The sequence below is a fragment of the Frankia sp. Mgl5 genome (assembly GCF_023242985.1).
GTDB lineage: Bacteria > Actinomycetota > Actinomycetes > Frankiales > Frankiaceae > Parafrankia > Parafrankia soli.
This window is the reverse complement of sequence record NZ_JALKFY010000843.1, coordinates 1-18,734: the sequence shown is the minus strand read 5'-3', so window position 1 is coordinate 18,734 and position 18,734 is coordinate 1. Positions and strand designations below refer to the sequence as shown.

Sequence of the window (18,734 nt, the reverse complement as noted above, 5' to 3'; positions counted from 1 at the left end):
CCTTGCGCACCACCACACCCCGGTACGACTCCGGCACCGCCAACGCCCCGAACTCCGCCCGCCGCTCCGGCGAACGCGCGTCGCCGGCCATGATCGCTTCGACAATCCGCTTCACAGCTGGCCGCTCCGTCCGTCAGACGCCGAGGTGGCGCGCGATCAGCATCTTCTGCACCTCACTGGTGCCCTCACCGATTTCGAGAATCTTGGAGTCGCGCCAGTGCCGCGCCACCGGGTACTCGTTCATGAATCCGTACCCGCCGTGGATCTGGGTCGCCTCGCGGGCGTTCGTCACCGCCGCCTCGGAGGAGAACAGCTTCGCCATCGCCGCCTCCTTCTTGAAAGGCAGGCCGGCGAGCATCCGCCACGCGGCGTCGTAATAGGCCGTCCGGGCTACGTAGGTCCGGGTCTCCATCTCGGCGAGCTTGAACGCGATGGCCTGGTTTCGGGCGATCGGCGCGCCGAACGCCTCCCGTTCCTTGGCGTACTTCACGCTCTCGTCCACGCAGGCCTGCGCCAAGCCGACGGAAAGCGCCGAGATGGCGATGCGGCCCTCGTCGAGAATGGACAGGAAGTTCGCGTATCCGCGGCCCCGCTCACCGAGCAGGTTCTCCGCCGGGACCCGCACGTCCTGGAACGACAGCGGCCGGGTGTCCGAGGCGTGCCAGCCGACCTTCGAGTAGGGCGCGCCCGCGCTGAAGCCCGGCGTCGGCACCGGGACGATGATCGAGGAGATCTGCGGCCGGCCGTTCACCGGCTCCCCGGTCACCGCGGTCACCGTCACCACCCGGGTGATGTCCGTCCCGGAGTTCGTGATGAACGCCTTCGACCCGTTGATCACCCATTCGTCACCGACGAGCTGGGCCGTGGTGCGGGTACCACCCGCGTCGCTGCCGGCGCCCGGCTCGGTCAGCCCGAAGGCACCCAGCGCGCGGCCGCTGGCCAGTACCGGCAGCCACTCCTCGCGCTGCGCCTCGGTGCCGAACCGGTAGATCGGCATCGCACCGAGGCCCACCCCGGCCTCGAGGGTGATCGCCACCGACGAGTCGGCCCGCGCCAGCTCCTCGATCGCCAGGCAGAGCGCGAAGTAGTCGGCGCCCTGGCCGCCGTAGGACTCCGGGAACGGCAGGCCGAACAGGCCCATCTCGGCCATCTGCGCGATGATCTCGTACGGGAAGGTCTTCGCCTCGTCGTGCCCGGCGGCCGCCGGGGCGACCACCTCCCGGGCGAACTCCTCGACCGTCTTGCGCAGGGTCTCGTGCTCTTCGCTCAGCCGGCTGTCAGGCATGGCCCGTCTCCTTCTCCTGCTTCACTACATCCGTCCGACGGGTTGAGTTCGGTGTCCGGGTTCGGCGCCGTACCCGGGTTCGGCGCTGGTTCCCGCGTCCGCCGTGGCACCGTCCTCGGCGAGCCGCGCGGCCAGCGCGTGCACGACTCGTGACGGGCTCGGCCGGCCCAGCCGCTCCCCCATCCACACGCTGGTGCGCACCAGCGCCCCGAGGTCGACGCCGGTGCCGACGCCGAGGCCGTGCAGCATCCAGACGAGGTCCTCGGTGGCGAGGTTGCCGGTCGCGCTCCTCGCGTACGGACAGCCGCCGAGGCCGCCCGCGGACGAGTCGACCGTGCTCACCCCGGCGCGCAGCGCGGCAAGGGTGTTGGCGAGAGCCTGGCCGTAGGTGTCGTGGAAGTGCACCGCGAGGGTCCCCGGGCCGATCCCGGCCGCGGCCAGCTCGGCGAGCAGGGCCTCGACGTGGCCGGGGGTGGCCACTCCAATGGTGTCGCCCAGCGACAGCTCGTCAACACCGAGGTCGACCAGGCGCCGGGCGATCGCGGCGACCTGCCCGGGCGGGACGGCGCCCTCCCACGGGTCGCCGAAGCACATCGACAGGTAGCCGCGGACCGCCAGGCCCCGGGCCCGGGCCGCCGTCACCACCGGCTCGAACATCGCCAGCGACTCGTCGACCGTGCGGTTGAGGTTGCGCCGCGCGAAGGTCTCGGTGGCGCTGCCGAAGACCGCGATCTCGCCGGCCCCGGCCGCCAGGGCCCGTTCCAGCCCCCGCGTGTTCGGGACCAGCACCGGCCGCCGGGCGCCCCGCGGCGGCGAGCCCAGCAGCTCCAGCAGCTCCGCCGCGTCGGCGAGCTGCGGAACCCAGGCCGCCGGGACGAAGCTCGTCGTCTCGATCGCCCGCAGCCCGGCGCCGGCGAGCCGCCGGACGAACTCCGCCTTGACCGCCACGTCGACGACCGAGGCCTCGTTCTGCAGCCCGTCGCGAGGGCCCACCTCGTAGATCGTCACCGACTCGGGCAGGCCGTCCGCCCGGTGGACGTCCGGCTGGAGCCCACCTGGCTGCAGCCCACCCGGCTGGCGCGCGTCGGGCCGGTACGGGTCGGGCCGGTACGGATCAGGCTGGGGCATCGGCCGCTCCCGCGGGCCCGTCGGCCGCCCCGGCTCCGTCCGCCACCCCGTCGGGCGCCGGCTCGACGACCGCGAGCAGCGCGTCCAGCGCGACCGAGTCGCCGACCCGGACGAGGACGTCCTTCACCTGTCCGGCGACCGCCGCGACCACGGTGTGCTCCATCTTCATGGCCTCGACGACCACCAGCGGGGCTCCGGGCTCGACGACGTCGCCGGGGGCCGCCCGCACGTCGACGACAGTGCCCGGCATCGGGCTGCGCGCCTCGCCGCTGTGCTCGCCGGCCGCCGCGTCGGCGCCGCTCTCCGCCCGCCGCTCCGCGAGCGCCCAGGTGAACCCGTCGGCGCCCACCCAGACCGTGCTCCCGCTGACGGCCACCTGCCACCGCCTGGTCCGGCCGTCCACGGTGACCAGCGCGTCCGCGGGCTGGCCCGGGGTGGCCGCGGGCAGCCAGTCGAGCTCGGCCGCGCGTGGCCCGCCGCCGTCCAGACGGACCAGCAGCCGGCCGTCGGCGGCGCGTTGCACCGCGACCTCGCGTGCCGGCGAACCCCCGGCCCCGCCGGGAGCGGCGACCGACCAGCGCGACCAGGCCCGCTCGCCCAGCCGCCAGCCCGACGGCACGTCCCAGGGGTCGACGACCGATCCGGTCGGCACCATCCCGACCGCGCCGACCAGCCCGAACACCTCCAGGGCGTCGTCCGCCGTGGGCTCGCCGGGCAGGCCCTGCCCGGCGGGATCAGTGAGTGCTTCGAGGTGCCGCTCGACCAGACCGGTGTCGAGGCGGCCGGAACGGGTGTCGGGATGGCCGATCAGGCGGCGCAGGAAGCCGATGTTCGTGGTGACGCCCAGCAGCGTGGTGCCCGCGAGCGCGGCGTCGAGGCGGGCCAGCGCACCCGCCCGGTCCGGCGCCCAGGCGACGATCTTGGCCAGCATCGGGTCGTAGGTGGCGGCGACCTCCGTACCCGCCCGCAGGCCCGAGTCCGTGCGTACCCCCGCGCCCGTCGGCTCCCGCAGGACGAGGACGTCCCCGCCGGTGGGCAGGAAGCCGCGGGCCGGGTCCTCGGCGTACACCCGGGCCTCGACGGCGTGACCGGTCAGGCGCACCTCGTCCTGGGTGATCCGCAGTGGCTCGCCGGCGGCGACCCGCAGCTGCTCGGCGACCAGGTCTACGCCGGTGACCAGCTCGGTCACCGGGTGCTCGACCTGCAGCCGGGTGTTCATCTCCATGAAGAAGAACTCGTCAGGCCGGTCGGTGCCCACGACGAACTCGACCGTGCCGGCGCCGACATACCCGACGGCGGCGGCGACGTCGACGGCCGCGCCGCCGATGCGCGCCCGGGTCGCGGCGTCGAGCAGCACCGACGGCGCCTCCTCGACGATCTTCTGGTGGCGGCGCTGCAGGCTGCACTCCCGCTCGCCGAGGTGGATCACGTTGCCGTGCGTGTCGGCGAGGATCTGCACCTCGATGTGGCGCGGGGTGTCGACGAACCGCTCGACGAACAGCGTGTCGTCACCGAAGGACGCGGCGGCCTCCCGGCGGGCCGAGCGCAGCGCCTCGGCGAGCGCGGCGGGCTCGCGGACGAGCCGCATGCCCTTGCCGCCGCCGCCGGCGGCCGGCTTGACCAGCACCGGGTAGCCGATCTCGGTCGAGGCCGCGACCAGGTCGGCGTCGGACATCCCCGGCTCGACGCGGCCGGGCACGACCGGGACGCCGGCCGCGGCGACGGTGCGCTTGGCCGCGATCTTGTTGCCCATCAGCTCGACGACCCGCGCGGACGGGCCCACGAACACCACACCGGCATCGGCGCAGGCCTGCGCGAACACCGGGTTCTCGGCGAGGAAGCCGTAGCCGGGGTGCACCGCCTGCGCCCCGGTCGCCGCCGCGGCGGCGAGCACCCGCTCGATGTTGAGGTAGGAGTCGAGCGCGCGGGCCGGGCCGAGGCGCACCGCGACGTCCGCCTCGGTCACGTGGCGGGCGCCCGCGTCGGCGTCGGAGAACACCGCCACCGAGCGGACGCCGAGCTCACGCAGGGTCCGGATGACCCGGACCGCGATCTCACCCCGGTTGGCGACGAGCACCGTGTGGAACATCGACCCTCACATCCGGAAGACGCCGTAGCCGACCGGTTCCAGCGGCGCGTTCGCCGCCGCCGACAGCGCCAGGCCCAGCACGGTGCGGGTGTCCGCCGGGTCGATGACGCCGTCGTCCCAGAGCCGGGCGGTGGCGTAATAGGGGTTGCCCTGCTGTTCGTACTGCTCGCGGATCGGCGCCTCGAAGGCCGCCTGCTCGTCGGCGGACCACTCGCCGCCACGGGCCTCGACGGCGTCGCGGCGGACGGTCGAGAGCACGGCGGCCGCCTGGTCGCCGCCCATCACCGAGATCCGGGCGTTCGGCCACGTCCACAGGAAGCGCGGCGAGTAGGCCCGGCCGCACATCGAGTAGTTGCCGGCGCCGAACGACCCGCCGATCACCACGGTGAACTTCGGCACCCGGGCGCAGGCCACCGCGGTGACCATCTTCGCGCCGTGCTTGGCGATGCCGCCGGCCTCGTAGTCCCGGCCGACCATGAAGCCGGTGATGTTCTGCAGGAACAGCAGCGGGATGCTCCGGCGGTCGCACAGCTCGATGAAGTGGGCGCCCTTGAGTGCCGACTCGCCGAACAGCACCCCGTTGTTGGCGATGATGCCGACCGGATGCCCGTGCAGCCGGGCGACCCCGGTGACCAGCGTAGAGCCGTACTCCTTCTTGAACTCCGCGAACCTGCTGCCGTCCACCAGGCGGGCGATCACCTCTCGGACGTCGTAGGGCGTGCGCGGGTCCGCCGGCACCACCGAGTAGAGCTCGGAGGTCGGGTACAGCGGCTCCTCGGTCGGGGTGACGTCCCACGGGCGCGGCGCGCGCGGCCCGAGGCCGGCGACGATGCGCCGCACGATCGTCAGCGCGTCGGTGTCGTCGGCGGCCAGGTGGTCGGTGACGCCGGACTTCCGCGAGTGCAGCAGACCGCCGCCGAGGTCCTCCGCGCTGACGACCTCGCCGGTCGCCGCCTTCACCAGCGGCGGGCCACCGAGGAAGATCGTCCCCTGGTTGCGGACGATCACCGCCTCGTCGCTCATCGCCGGGACGTACGCCCCGCCGGCGGTGCACGACCCGAGCACGGCGGCGATCTGGGCGATGCCCCGGGCCGACATGGTCGCCTGGTTGAAGAAGATCCGGCCGAAGTGCTCGCGGTCCGGGAACACCTCGTCCTGCCGGGGCAGGAACGCGCCACCGGAGTCGACCAGGTAGACGCACGGCAGCTGGTTGTGCAGCGCGACCTCCTGGGCGCGCAGGTGCTTCTTCACCGTCGTCGGGTAGTAGGTGCCGCCCTTGACGGTGGCGTCGTTGACCACCACGACGCACTCGCGACCCGAGACCCGGCCGACCCCGGTGATGATTCCCGCGCCCGGCGCCTCGCCGTCGTACATCCCGTCGGCGGCCAGCGGGGAGAGCTCGAGGAACGGGCTGCCGCGGTCGAGCAGCGTGTCGAGACGGTCGCGGGGCAGCAGCTTGCCGCGCTCGACATGCCGGCGGCGGGCAGCCTCGGACCCGCCCAGCGCCGTGCTGGCCAGCCGGCCCCGCAGCTCCTCGACGAGGTCCGCGAACGCGGCGGCGTTGTGACGGGCGGGATCGCCCTTGGCATCGACCGACGTCCGGAGCGGCTCGGCGGGCTCCGCGCGCCCCCCGGGCACCGGGCGGTCGATGTTAGCGTCGACTAACATGCGACGGAGGCTAGCGGTCGCGAGCCCCCCTGTCGAGCGGTGCCGACTTCCGCGGCTTTGCCGGCCCGTTCCGGGGGACGACGGCAGCCGAGGCGAGTTGCGTCAGCCACTCCATGCGCTGTTGCGGCAACACGCGTTGGAGCGGGCCTCGGCCGGTGGGGACGTCAGTCCGGGCGCAGGCTGCGAAGGAAGAGGCGGACCGCGACCTGGGTGTGGCGCTCCAGCAGCGCGGGGTCGCGGACGATGCCGAACGAGGCCAACCGGGCCGGTGCCGCGGAGACCATGCCGAGGAAATGCTCGGCGAGGATCTCGGGGTCGTCCGCGGCGATCGCTCCGGTGGCCGCGTGCCGGTTCAGCAGCTCGACCACGAGCCGCCGGCGCGGGAAGGCGCCGACGGCGTGGGTGCGGCGGGCGAGCTCGGGGAACCGGGAGGCGTGGGCGATGGCGATCCGCCCGAGCTTGACCATCGACGGGTCGAGGGCGCGGCTCAGCGCGGTCCGCGCGATCGCCGTCAGCGCCCCCTCCAGGTCGTCGAGGTCCGGCGGTTCCGGGTCCGGCGTCGGCCAGTCACGGCGCAGCGTCGCCCACTCGAGGACCGAGCAGAAGACCTCTTCCTTGCTGGTGAAGCGGGCGTAGAGCGAGGCCTTGGTCGTGCCGGCCGCGCGGGCGATCGCGTCCATCGAGGTGCCCTCGTAGCCGTGCTCAAGAAACAGCCGCAGGGCGCTGTCGCGGACGGCGTCGTCGAGCCTCGCCGTCTCGTCGAGGGTGGGCCTGCCACCGCGGCGCGGCCGGGCCGGGCCGGCGGGCTGGGTCTCGGAACGGACCGGCGGCATGGGGAAAGTCTGCCAGATACCGACGCGAACGGCCCCGGCCGGAATCCACGCGGACCGGCGCCGGCGTGGACGAACTCGTCGGGGGCCAGCGAGGCTCCGGTCAGGTGGCCGCGCGGCCCGGCGCGGATGCCTCTCGGTCGCGAGACCGCGGTCCCGCCGGGTGCTGAACTCGGCGGTCGGGTTTCCCTCGCCGCCGGAAAGACATGCCCCGTTCCGCCGGAATCGGTGAGACAGGGAATCGACATCACCGAGGCTGTTTAAGGCCGTTCGCCGCTTCGATGATCGCCTCCTGGCAGGACGCCTCCGCGTCACGTGACACTCGAGGGCCGGCGTTCCCGGACACGCCTCCCTGGCGGCTTCGACGAGCCGGTCGCGGCGCCTGGCGGGCCGCCCCGCCGCCTGGCGGGCAGGCCGCTGGTCGCTCGGCAGGTCAGCGCCCCCGACGGCCGGCGGACGGAGGGGACACACTCCGTACACACCGATTGATCGACGGACAGGCTCTATAGCCGATCACCGGCTAGTATGGTCGGCACGCCTGGCCACCGGGCATACCTCCGAGACCGTTACGACACCCCGCCATACAACACCCCGATACAACACCCCGCGCGACTTCCCGCGATACGACACTCGGCCGAAACAGCACTCCACTGAAACAGCACCACACCGAAACAGCACCGACCCTGTCGGGCCACCCGAATATCGCTCCGGGATACCGTACGGACACGGATACCGCACGAATAGGAGAAGGAATTGTCGACGGCCGCGCCGGTTGATCGCGAGAAGCCGAACGGGCCTCGCTCGCGCAAGGGCGCCGCGACGCGCGCACGGCTGCTCGACGCGGCCAAGGCCGTCTTCGAGAAGGACGGATTCCTCGAGGCCCGGATCTCGGACATCGCCGAGCAGGCCGGGCTTTCCCACGGGTCGTTCTACCACTACTTCGACTCCAAGGAGCAGATCTTCCGCGAGGTCGCCATGGAGATGACGGACCTGCTGAACGCTCCGCTGAGCACGTCGATCTTCCTGCCGTCCTCGACCGCGGTCCCCCGGGAGCGGATCAGGGCGGGCATCCGCACCTACCTCGAGAGCTACCGCGCGGAGGCGCAGATCATCGGGGTGATCGAGCAGGTGTCCCGCTACGACGCCCATCTCACCGACGAGCGGTTCGAGCACCAGCAGCGCGACCGGGAACGCGTCGTCGGTTCGATCCGGCAGCTGCAGGGCCTCGGCCTGGCGGATCCGGACGTCGACCCCGCGATCGCCGCACACGCGCTCGGTGCGATGGTCTCCCGGTTCGCCGAGATGTGGTTCGTCCAGGGGCTGGTCGACTGCGACTTCGACGAGGCGGTCGACCAGCTCGCCAGGCTCTTCGCGAGCGCGCTGCGGCTGCGTGACCGGCCGGACGAGGACGGCCGGCCCTCCCCCGCTTTCGCGGAGTGAGCGCCGGCCGTCGGAGAACCGGGGCCGGCTGCCGGGCACGGCTCGTGCCCGGCAGCCGGGTCGGGGTCAGTGCACGGGGTCGAAGGCCTGCGTGACCACTCCGGCGGCCTCGGCGCTGCTGCCCGTCCAGGAGACCGAGCCGTGGTCGAGGACGATGACGCGGTCACACAGGTCCAGCGCGTGGCCGACCTGCTGCTCGACGATGAGCAGCGACGTCCCCTCCCCGCGCAGCCGGCGAAGGGTGTCGTAGAGCTCGGCGACGATGATCGGCGCGAGGCCCAACGACAGCTCGTCGGCCACGAGGACCTTCGGGATCTCCACCATGACCCGGGCCATCGACAGCATCCGCTGCTCGCCACCGGACATGCTGCCCGCGAGCTGCCCGCGGCGCCGGCCGAGCACCGGGAACATCTCGTAGGCCAGCTCGAGGCCGCTGCGGACACCGCGGCGGCCGCGGACCCGCCGGAACGACAGCGAGAGGTTCTCCTCCACCGTCAGCGTCGCGAACACCGAGCGGCCCTCGGTGGCGTGCGCGACGCCGGCCCGGGCGAACCGGTACGGCTTGGCGCCGGTCATGTCCCTGCCGGCGACGAGAACGGATCCCTCGGTGGGGACCACCAGGCCGGAGGCGACCCGGGCGACGGTCGTCTTGCCCACCCCGTTGGAGCCGACGAGGGCGAGCGCCTCGCCGGGCGCCAGGGTGTACGAGACACCGAACAGTGCCCGGAACGGGCCGTAGGCAGCGGTGACGGACCGGAACTCCAGTACTGGTGTCACTGGGCCACCTCGAAGTTGCCGAGGTAGGCGTCCCGGACCTCACTGCTCGCCATGACCTCGCGCGTCGGGCCCTGCGCGATCAGCCGTCCGAAGTCGAGGACGTAGGAGCGGGTCGTGAAGCTGGTGACCAGCTCGACGTCGTGCTCGACCAGCAGGATGGCGAACCCCTGGGCGCTCTGGACCTCCTCCAGGGTCTTCGCCAGCGCCGTGGTCTCGGACCGGTCGAGGCCGGACGACGGCTCGTCGAGGAGGAGGAGCTTCGGTTCGGTCATCAGCGCCCGCCCGACCTCGACGAGGCGGCCCTGGCCGAGGCTGAGCCGTTCGATGGGCTCCTCGGCCAGTTCGACGAGGCCGAGCAGCTCGAGCACCTCGTCGCAGCGGGCGACCTCGGCCGGCCGGGGCCGGCCGAGCCCGATGATGTCCTTCCACAGCCGGCCGTCGCCGCGCCGGATCCGCTCGGCGATGAGGAGATGGTCCCGGACGGTGCAGTCCGGGAACAGCTCGATCCGCTGGAACGTCCGGCCGATTCCCGCCTTGGCCCGCCGGTAGGCCGGCGCGCCCGTGACGTCCCTGCCGGCGATCTCCACCGTGCCGCCGTCGGTCTGCAGCACGCCGAGCAGGCAGTTGAAGAACGTGGTCTTGCCCGCTCCGTTCGGCCCGATCAGGCCGACGCGCTCACCCTCGTCGATCTCCATGGTGACGTCGTCAAGGGCGGTGATGCCGGCGAACCGCTTGGTGACGCCCTGTGCCTTCAGTACCCGATTCACGAGACCGCGTCCTCCGTCCGCGCGGGCGAGGAGGCCGCCGGGCGCTCAGACCCTCCGTTGGCCGCGGCCTTCGGCGCCCCGTCGCCGGCCGCGGGTTCAGCTGTGGCAACCGGGGTGGCGGGCGGCGCGGCCGCCTTCGCCGAGGTGCCCGTGGGTGGTGTGGTGTCCGGCTCGGGAGCCGGTCCCGCCGCGCCCGCGCCGACGGCCACCGGCACCGCGGCCGGGGTCGCGGGGCGGGCCAGTGCCACCAGCTTGGTGATGAACTTCGGCATGCTCGCCGGCCGCTCCACCAGGCCCTCCGGATGCCGGGCGAACTGGATGGCCGCCAGGCCGAACAACACGTAGACCCACTTGCCGGAGATCGGGAAGAAGTCCGGGACGGCGGTCGGGCTGCGCAGGATCCAGGCGAACACCGTCCCCTTGAGGATCAGCTGGTCGAACACCGCGAAGGACGCGGCGGCGTTCAGCGCGCCGCGCACCGTGCGTGAGCCGAGCGTCACCACGATCACCACCCAGAACAGGGCGGTGAAGGGAACGAAGTTCGTGCCGTAGTTGACGTTCTCCTGCTGGATCGCCAGCAGCGCGCCACCGAGTCCCGCGATGAACGCGGAGACCGCGAAGGCCACCAGGCGGGCCCGGCCGGCGGAGATGCCGATCGACTCGGCGCCGACCTCGCTGCCGCGCAGGGCGACGAGGGTGCGGCCGAAGGTACCTTTGCGGAGCTGGAGGACGACCGTGGCGACCACGATGAGGATCACCGAGGCGAACACCAGGTAGTACTTGTCGTCCGCCAGGTCCCAGGGCCCGATGACCGGGCGCGGCACGGCGGTGCCCTGCAGCAGCGCGGAGTCCCCGCCACCGATCCAGGAGAGCTTCACCAACACGGCGTCGAAGAAGTAGGCGAACGCCAGGGTCGCGATCGCCGTCCAGATGCCGCCCAGCTTGCGGATGGGCAGCGACAGGACCGCGCCGACCACGGCCGCGACGGCGGCGCCGATCAGCGCCGCCATCAGGACCGAGAGGTTGTAGCGGTCGACGAGCTGGAAGACCGTGAACGCCCCGATGGCGGCGAACGTCCCCTGGCACAGCGAGATCTGACCGGCCATGCCGGTGATCACGGTGATCGACAGGAAGATGATGCCGATCACCACGGCCTGCGTCACCAGGAAGACCCACAGCTGGTCGCCGCGGGCCAGCACCACGATGGCGACGACGCCGAGCGCGGCGAAGCCGATCAACCTCGTGATCAGGGCCCGGCGCGGGTCGCGCACCTCGCCGCCGAGCGACGGCGGCGGCGGCTCGACCCCGGCCAACGGGTCACCGGTCTCCCGGGAGCGCCGGATGCTCGGGACGAGCACGACGACACCGAAGAGCACCACGAACGGCACCGACGGCGTCAGGTTGTCCTGGATCGTCGAGACCCAGGCGTGGTCGTCGGACCAGCGCGGGAGGAAGGTGTTGAGCTGGGCGATGATGATGCCGAGCAGCAGGCCGCCGGCCATCGCCTTCGGCAGGCTCGTCAGCCGGCCCACCGCGGCCGCGGCGATCGCGACCACCATGAGGCTGAAGAAGTCCGCGGCCGCGAGCGTGTTGAAGCGGGGCGCGATGAGCACGCCGGCGACACCGGCGAACAGCGACGACAGCGCCCACGACAGGGCCGAGACCCGGTCGGCGGGGATACCGTTGAGCTCGGTCATCTTCGGGCTCTCGACCACCGCGCGCATGCGGACGCCGATGGCGCTGAAGCGGAACAGCGCGACCAGCCCGGCCATCGCGACCAGGGCGACGCCCATGCTGACGAGTTCGTTGCGGCTGTACGCGTAGACCCCGAACGGGTCGTAGAAGACGTTGGCGCCGTCGGGAACGACACCGACCGGCGTCACGCCGGCGACCGCGGTGAAGTCGGCCAGGATGTCGAACAGGTAGGGAATCGCGACCGCGAGGCCGGCGGCCACGACGAGCCGCGCCACCGCCGGTGCCGTCCGCAGCGGCCGGAAGATCAGCCGTTCGAGGATCAGCCCGATCAGCGGGGCCATCACGAAGACCGCGAGGATGACCGACGGGACGGTCGGCCACTCCCAGATGACCCGGGCCTTGAAGTACATGGCTGCCGAGACATAGGCCTGGGCGCCGAAGGCGAGGTTGAAAACACCCGAGGTCTTGTACGTCAGGACGAAGCCCAACGCGACGAGGGCATAGACCGCTCCCGGCGGTACTCCCTGAAGGAGGGCCTGGAAGAAGTCATGTGAGACGGAGGTCTGGTTCAAGTCAGCAGCCGCCCGCCTGCTGGGCGACAAAGCCGACGGGCCTCGGATCGGGGCACACCGGGGCCCCGTGCCCGGCCGGCGCCGTCGGGCATGCTAATCGCCAGTAACAGATACCCTGATGCATCACTGTATGCGCCATTCCGTTGGCTTCAAGGTGCCAGAAATGCATGTCGCCACCCGCGATCCCGGTGGCAACCGTTTATTCATTTGTTTTCCGGCCGCTCACGGCGGCCGGAAAGAAGACCACCGCCGAGGCCCGGTGGGCGCCCACCGGGCCTCGGCGGTGCGAACCTCAGCTCGAGCGCGGAGCGGGAACCTCCAGCACGAGGGCGCTCGCCATGCCCCCGCCGGCGCACATCGCCGACACCGCCACTCCGCCGCCGCGACGGCGCAGCTCGTGGATCAGCGTGATGATCTGCCGCGCGCCGGTCGTCGCGATCGGGTGCCCGAGGCTGCAGCCGCTGCCCAGGAAGTTGACGCGGCTGTCGTCGATCTCCAGGAGCTTGGACGCCGCGACCGCCACGGACGCGAACGCCTCGTTGATCTCCCACAGGTCGACGTCGGCCACGGTGAGGCCGGCGCGCTTGAGGGCCTTCGGGATCGCCAGCGTGGGGGCGATGCCGGTCTCGGCCGGGGGCACCCCGACCGACGCCCAGGCCCGGACGATGCCCAGCGGCTCCAGGCCGTGCTCCGCGGCGTAGCCGCCGTCAGTGATGACCATGGCGGCGGCGCCGTCGTTCGCACCCGCCGCGTTGCCGGCCGTGATGCTGAAGCCCTCGATCTCGGGGTGCAGCGGCTTGAGCGAGGCCAGCTTCTCCAGGCTGGTGGTGCGCCGCGGGTGCTCGTCCACGGCGAAGGTGAAGCTCGTGCCGTCCCGCCGGGGCACCTCGATCGGGAAGATCTCGTCGGTGAAGCTGCCCGCGTCGATGCCGGCGATGGCCCGCTGGTGCGAGCGCAGCGCCCACGCGTCCATCTCCTCGCGGCTGACGCCGGCCTTGACGGCCGCGTTCCACCCGACGGTGATGGACATGTCGAAGTTCGGGGCCTCGGCGGTGTTCCGGTGGGTCGGGGAGTACCAGTCCTCGACCTCGTCGGTGCCGGGCCGGCGCCGCTTCGACCGCGGCGACGTGGAGGAGGAGTTCGTGCCGCCCGCGACGACGACACGGTCCATCCCGGAGATGATCGAGGCGGCGGCGGTCTGCACCGCGACGAGCCCCGACGCGCAGTGCCGGTTGTGCGCGACGCCGGCGGCGTTCGCGAAACCAGCCTCGATGGCCGCGTAACGCGCGATGTCGCCGCCGCCGTAAAGCGATTCGCCCAGGACGACGTCATCAATGTCCGCGCTGTCGATACCGGACCGCCGAACTGCCTCCGCGACGGCCTGCGTGCCCAGCTCGAAAGCGTCGACATCGACGAGGGAACCCTTGCCCGCGGTGCCGATCGCCGTCCGTGCGGTCGAGACGATTACCGCTTCATGCTCCGACAAGTTCGCTCCTCTGATGGGTACCACGAACCTCGCATGGCCGGAGCACACGTCCCGCCGCTGTGAGGTGTTTCATATTACTGAGGTCGACGTCGGAGTCAAGGCATGCAGAGACTCGCGACGTCGACCCACCTCGAGCCCTGCAGGTGAAGGAGTCCGGGCCGAAATCGACGCCAGCGCCGGCGTTACCAGAAATCCGGCGCCCACCATCGAAGTCTCCCGTTCCGCGACCGCGCCCTCACCCGGCGTCACCGGACGAGAGGCGGTCAGCGACGCCCGGCACGCGCTGCCTGATCCAGGACGCCGGTCGCTCACCGCCACCATGCGAAATTCTCTCAGAAGGGGCTCGAAGGTGTCGACACATGTGTTATCGCCTGGCGAGAGGCCCAGATCCCCCTGGGGAGAACACCTGGCCCATCGCATCGCGCCCTGAACGGGGAGGACCGGGCCGCCCGGGGACCACTGGTCCCGGGGCGGCCCGGGCGCTCACGCCGACCCGGGGGGGATCACGCCTCGGCTCACAGGTGACGGCTGCCAGAGGCCGCCATCGCCCTGATCATGTTGTCCTGGACGAAGGACGCCACGAGAGCGCCCCCGCCGCGGTACGCGCTGCCCTGGCCGTAGCTGCGGCCGTGCCCCGCGTACGGGCTGCGGTGCGACAGCAGCACCCATTCCGACGCCGGTCCGGGCTGGTGGAAGGTGATCGTGTGACTGAGCACCCCGGTCGACAGCGACACGTGGGCCAGCGCCTGGCCGACACCGGGGTGCGGCCGCATCGCGGTCCCGATGAGGAAGCTGTCAGTGGACAACGCCAACAGCGCCTGCGAGGTCACCAGGTCATCGGACGCCCCGGGCCAGCGGATCCAGACGTCGAGCTCGGGCGGGCCCACCGCGTCGGGGTCACTGATGTCCACGTCGCCGACGACGCGCACCTGCCAGCCGCCGGAGCCGTTCGCCGCGCCCGCCGTGCCGTTCACGCCCTCGGCGCCCGCCGGCTCGGTCGGCGGGACAGGAGGCGGCGCCGGGTGGGTCTCGGCGTAGCTGATGAAGTCGGGCTCGTCGCCGGTGAGCAGCACCTGCGACTGCACGCAGAGCCGCCCGCCCTGGCTGATCGACACCGCGCTGGCCGCCAGGCTCCGCCCGGAGTGCTGGCGGGTCACCGCGATGTCGAGCGGCACGTCCGGCCGCGCCGCCCGCGCGAACACGGTGTGCAGGGTCTTGACCTTCTTGCCCTCCTGGCCGACCAGCGCCGCCACCAGGGACTGCGCCAGGAGCTGCCCGCCGTGCGCCACCGGGCCGCCGAGCTGGATGCTGCCGGCGCGGTAGCGGTCGGTGTCGACCGTTTCGAGCTCGAGGGACGCGAGGACCGAGTCGAGGGAGAACATCGTCTACCGGGGGCCGAAGCGCAGAGCGCCGTCGAGGCGGATGTTCTCGCCGTTGAGATAGGAGTTGCGGGCGATCGACTCGACCAGCAGCGCGAACTCCTCGGGCTTGCCGAGCCGGCGCGGGAAGATGATGTCCTGGACGAACTTCTCCCGCATCTGCTCCGGCACGCCCATCATCCGCGGGGTCCCCATGGTCCCCGGCGCGATGGCGCAGACCCGCACGCCGATCGGGGCCAGGTCACGGGCCATCGGCAGGGTCATGCCGAGGATGGCCGCCTTGGCCGCGCTGTAGGAGACCTGGCCGATCTGGCCCTCGATCCCGGCGATCGAGGCCGTGTTCACCACGACCCCCCGTGCGCCGTCCGCGTCCGGCTCGTTGCCGGCCATCGCGGCGGCGGACAGCCGGGTCACGTTGAAGGTGCCGAACGCGTTCATCTCCATGGTCTTGATGAACGCCGGCTTGTCGTGCGGCGTCGCGTCCCGCCCGACGGTGCGCCCGGCGCCCTTGACACCACCGCCGGCCACGTTCGCGACGACGGAAAGCGGGCCGCCCGCCTGCGCGGCCTCGATCGCGGCCTGCACGTCCTCGTCGCTGTTGACGTCACCACCGACGGCGGAGGTCGAGTCACCGAGCTCCTTGGCCAGGGTTGCCGCGGCCGCGCCGTCCTGGTCGAAGATCACGACGTGCATGCCGACCTCGGCCAGGTGCCGCACCGTCGCGGCGCCGAGGCCGCCGGCACCGCCCGTCACTATCGCTGAACGTCCGTTCAGGTCCAACGGTCATCACCTTTCGTCGACGCGGAACTGACAACTCTGTCCACCGGCCGGCTGTTCACTGCCGGTCCGGTCTTTCTGCCGCCGGGCCGACGACCGCTCTGTCTGCTGATCGCCAGCCGGCCCCCTGCTGACGGTGTTACCCGGCAGCGCCCGCGAATGGCGCGGGCACAGCCCGACCGACCGCCCGTGGCGGGCAACCCGGCTGCCGGTTTCGCGGATGTCTCGAGGTTCCCTGGGCGGGCGCCGCGGGCCGTCTCCCCCGTCCCGGACGGGTTGCGTACGTCACCTGAGGACTTGTCCCAGCATGGCCGTAACAGGTCCGCACTGTCGACCACTCCGCGACGGGGCACACCCGCCGGCCCCTGTCGGGCAGGGCCAAGGGCGAGCAAGGGCCGAAACGTCAGACCGGAACGGCGATTCCGGTGAGACGGGCGAGGTTCTCGCCCATGATCTTCCTGACGTCCTCCTCCGGCATGCCGGCCGGCAGGTGGTCGACGTAGCTGCACGGCTCGGCGAGGCCCTCCGGGTGCGGATAGTCAGAGCCGAAGAGGACGTGGTCCACACCGATGGCCTCGACGAGCTTCTCGATGTTGTCCTCGTGGAACGGGCTGATGTAGATGTTGCGCCGGAACGCCTCCACCGGGTCCTCGTCGAAACCGTGCGGCATCTTCGTGTAGGCGTCGGCGAGGTGCTCGAGCAGCGGCACCACCCAGTCGCCGCCGGCCTCGATCGAGGCGACCCGCAGCTTCGGGAAACGGGCGAAGACGCCGCCGCAGACGAACGCCGTCATCGAGTCCTCGGCCGGCCGGTGCCCCATCGTGACCATGCGGAACGGGTCCGGGCGGAACGGCAGCATCTCCTGCGGGCCGGTCCAGTCACTCTGGTACCGCGAGTAGCCGCTGTCGGAGGAGTGCATCGCCACCAGGATGTCGGCGTCCACCACCGCCTGCCAGAACGGGTCGAACTCGGGGAGCGCGAACGAGCGCGAGCCGCGCAGGCCCGGCACCGGCGCCGGGCGGATCAGGACGGCCCGCGCGCCGCGCTCGGCCGCCCATTCCAGCTCCGCTATCGCCTTCTCGACGATGGGCAGGGTGATCACCGGAGTGGTGAAGATGCGGTTCTCGTAGTTGAACGACCAGACCTCGTGAATCCACTCGTTGAGCGAGTGGACCACGGCATGGGTCAGGTCCGGGTCGTCCCGCATGCGCTCCTCGAGGAGGCTCGCGAGCGTCGGGAACATCAGCGCACGGTCGACGCCGAGCTCGTCCATGAGCTGGATGCGCGGCGCCGGCTCACGGAACGCCGGAATGCTGCGCATCGGGTCCCCGACGATCTCGCGGTAGGACTTCCCCTCGGGGTTCCCGACACGGAAGTACTCCTCCTGAGCGCCGGGCCGCGCCACCACGTCGAACGTCGGATTCGGGATGTAATCGCTGATCTGGCCGCGGATTGCGATCTTCGTCCGGCCACGGACCTCGACATAGTCGACGGCGCCGCGGTAACGGTCCGGGAGATGCCGGGTGAAGGCGTCGCGCGTCTCGTAGAGATGGTTGTCCGCGTCGAACACCGGGAAGGTCAGTCTCTTGGCCATGTCAGCATGCTAGTCAGTATTGATACTGACGTCAATATTGATTTGAGGGGTGAGTCGGAGCCGGGCGGGGCACGGCGTGCCAGGTCAGGGCACATGCCGCGGCACGGCACGCACCAGGTCCGGACATGACGAAGCCTCCGCCCTGCGGAGGGCGGAGGCTTCGTCTACTGCTGGTGGTGGTGGTGGTGGTGGGTTACTGGCCGGTCCAGCGCGGCGGGCGCTTCTCGGCGAACGCCACGGCGCCCTCCTTGGCATCCGCCGAGGTGCGCACCACCGCGACGTACTCCTCCTGGCGCTCGAACGCCTCCTCGAGCGGCCAGTCGACCGATCGTGACAGCACCTGCTTGGAGGCCGCGAGCGCCAGCGGCGCGTTCGCGGAGATCTCCTCGGCGAGCTCGAGCGCGACCCCGAGCGCCGCGCCCGGCTCGGTGAGCCGGTTGACGAGGTGGACCTCGGCCGCCTCGGACGCCGGCCACATCCGGCCGGTCAGGACGAGCTCCATCGCCAGGTGGTAGGGGATGCGGCGCTGCAGCCGCAGCAGTCCGCCGGCCGCCGCCGCCAGGCCGCGCTTCACCTCGGGCAGGCCGAACTTGGCATCCCGCGCGGCGACGATCAGGTCGCAGGAGAGCACGATCTCGAACCCGCCGGCGAGCGCGTAGCCCTCGACCGCTGCGATCAGCGGCTTGCGGGGAGGCTGGCGGACCAGCCCGGCGAAGCCGCGCCCGGGCACGATCGGACGCTCGCCGCGGGCGAAGCCCTTCAGGTCCATCCCGGCGCAGAACGTCTTGTTCGCGCCGGTGATGATGCCGATGCTCAGGTCATCACGGGCGTCGAGCTGCTCGAGCGCGGCCGCGATCGCGGTCGCCAGGCTCAGCGACATGGCGTTGCGCGCCGCCGGCCGGTTCATGGTGAGGACGAGCACCCGGCCGTGCTCGGTCAGGACGAGCTCGTCGGACGCGCCGGGAGGGGCGTCCTGCAGGGAGCCGTCCGGACGGGAGGTCTGCAGATCAGCCATGATGCTCTCTCTGGTGATCGGGCCAGGGGCCGCGGAGTCGGTCGCCGCGGCAGCGGACGGACGGGGTGGGTCAGGAGGCCCGGGGCTCGGGCCGGCCGGGCTGTTCTCCCCCGCGCGCCTCGCCGTAGGACCGTTTGGGGACCATGACCTTGCGCCGGTAGATGCAGACCAGGGTGCCGTCCTGGTTGAGGCCGCGGGTCTCGACCGTCACGATGCCGCGGTCGTCCTTGCT

14 protein-coding genes and 1 pseudogene are annotated in these 18,734 nt (G+C 71.9%); 1 reads left to right on the top strand and 14 read right to left on the bottom strand.

Features of this window, described 5'->3' with window-relative positions; genetic code table 11:
- Positions 1–133: 133 nt before the first annotated feature.
- The 5 genes from MXD62_RS36190 to MXD62_RS36170 form a co-directional block, all read right to left on the bottom strand.
- Positions 134–1,285: an acyl-CoA dehydrogenase family protein gene (locus MXD62_RS36190; RefSeq protein WP_020461572.1), complete on the bottom strand. Its 1,152-nt coding sequence runs from the start codon at positions 1,283–1,285 to the stop codon at positions 134–136.
- A 24-nt stretch (positions 1,286–1,309) separates the two neighbouring features.
- Positions 1,310–2,413 carry a hydroxymethylglutaryl-CoA lyase gene (locus MXD62_RS36185; protein ID WP_248833832.1) on the bottom strand — a complete coding sequence of 368 codons (1,104 nt, stop codon included), beginning with the start codon at positions 2,411–2,413 and terminating at the stop codon, positions 1,310–1,312.
- Entirely contained in the window at positions 2,400–4,502 is a 2,103-nt protein-coding gene (locus MXD62_RS36180; protein ID WP_248833831.1) for a biotin carboxylase N-terminal domain-containing protein, read from the bottom strand. The genes MXD62_RS36185 and MXD62_RS36180 overlap by 14 nt, the downstream gene beginning before the upstream one ends.
- A 6-nt stretch (positions 4,503–4,508) precedes the next feature.
- On the bottom strand, positions 4,509–6,170 hold the full coding sequence (locus tag MXD62_RS36175) for a carboxyl transferase domain-containing protein (RefSeq protein ID WP_248833830.1): 1,662 nt from the start codon (positions 6,168–6,170) through the stop codon (positions 4,509–4,511).
- A gap of 164 nt (positions 6,171–6,334) precedes the next feature.
- On the bottom strand, positions 6,335–7,003 hold the full coding sequence (locus tag MXD62_RS36170) for a TetR/AcrR family transcriptional regulator (RefSeq protein ID WP_248833829.1): 669 nt from the start codon (positions 7,001–7,003) through the stop codon (positions 6,335–6,337).
- Positions 7,004–7,753: 750 nt separating this feature from the next.
- Here MXD62_RS36170 and MXD62_RS36165 point away from each other — a divergent pair.
- Entirely contained in the window at positions 7,754–8,440 is a 687-nt protein-coding gene (locus MXD62_RS36165) for a TetR/AcrR family transcriptional regulator (protein WP_248833828.1), read from the top strand.
- 66 nt (positions 8,441–8,506) lie between these two features.
- Here the strand turns inward: MXD62_RS36165 and MXD62_RS36160 are convergent, their stop codons facing one another.
- From MXD62_RS36160 to MXD62_RS36120, 9 genes and pseudogenes are all read right to left on the bottom strand, one after another.
- The gene (locus tag MXD62_RS36160) at positions 8,507–9,217 is read right to left on the bottom strand and encodes an ABC transporter ATP-binding protein (protein WP_248833827.1); all 711 of its coding nucleotides are present in this window, start codon (positions 9,215–9,217) and stop codon (positions 8,507–8,509) included.
- Positions 9,214–9,984: an ABC transporter ATP-binding protein gene (locus tag MXD62_RS36155; protein ID WP_248833826.1), complete on the bottom strand. Its 771-nt coding sequence runs from the start codon at positions 9,982–9,984 to the stop codon at positions 9,214–9,216. Before MXD62_RS36155 ends, MXD62_RS36160 begins: the two co-directional genes overlap by 4 nt.
- Positions 9,981–12,251, bottom strand: coding sequence for an ABC transporter permease (locus tag MXD62_RS36150; RefSeq protein ID WP_248833825.1), 2,271 nt, complete (start codon positions 12,249–12,251; stop codon positions 9,981–9,983). Before MXD62_RS36150 ends, MXD62_RS36155 begins: the two co-directional genes overlap by 4 nt.
- A 292-nt stretch (positions 12,252–12,543) precedes the next feature.
- Positions 12,544–13,737: a thiolase family protein gene (locus tag MXD62_RS36145; RefSeq protein ID WP_248833824.1), complete on the bottom strand. Its 1,194-nt coding sequence runs from the start codon at positions 13,735–13,737 to the stop codon at positions 12,544–12,546.
- 515 nt (positions 13,738–14,252) lie between these two features.
- Positions 14,253–15,119: an acyl-CoA thioesterase domain-containing protein gene (locus MXD62_RS36140; protein WP_248833823.1), complete on the bottom strand. Its 867-nt coding sequence runs from the start codon at positions 15,117–15,119 to the stop codon at positions 14,253–14,255.
- A 3-nt stretch (positions 15,120–15,122) separates the two neighbouring features.
- Entirely contained in the window at positions 15,123–15,896 is a 774-nt protein-coding gene (locus MXD62_RS36135) for an SDR family NAD(P)-dependent oxidoreductase (protein ID WP_248833822.1), read from the bottom strand.
- A gap of 400 nt (positions 15,897–16,296) precedes the next feature.
- Positions 16,297–17,487: an amidohydrolase family protein gene (locus MXD62_RS36130; protein WP_112108559.1), complete on the bottom strand. Its 1,191-nt coding sequence runs from the start codon at positions 17,485–17,487 to the stop codon at positions 16,297–16,299.
- A gap of 193 nt (positions 17,488–17,680) precedes the next feature.
- On the bottom strand, positions 17,681–18,502 hold the full coding sequence (locus MXD62_RS36125; RefSeq protein WP_248833821.1) for a crotonase/enoyl-CoA hydratase family protein: 822 nt from the start codon (positions 18,500–18,502) through the stop codon (positions 17,681–17,683).
- A 70-nt stretch (positions 18,503–18,572) separates the two neighbouring features.
- Positions 18,573–18,734 (bottom strand): annotated as a pseudogene (locus MXD62_RS36120) (MaoC family dehydratase); the annotation flags it as partial.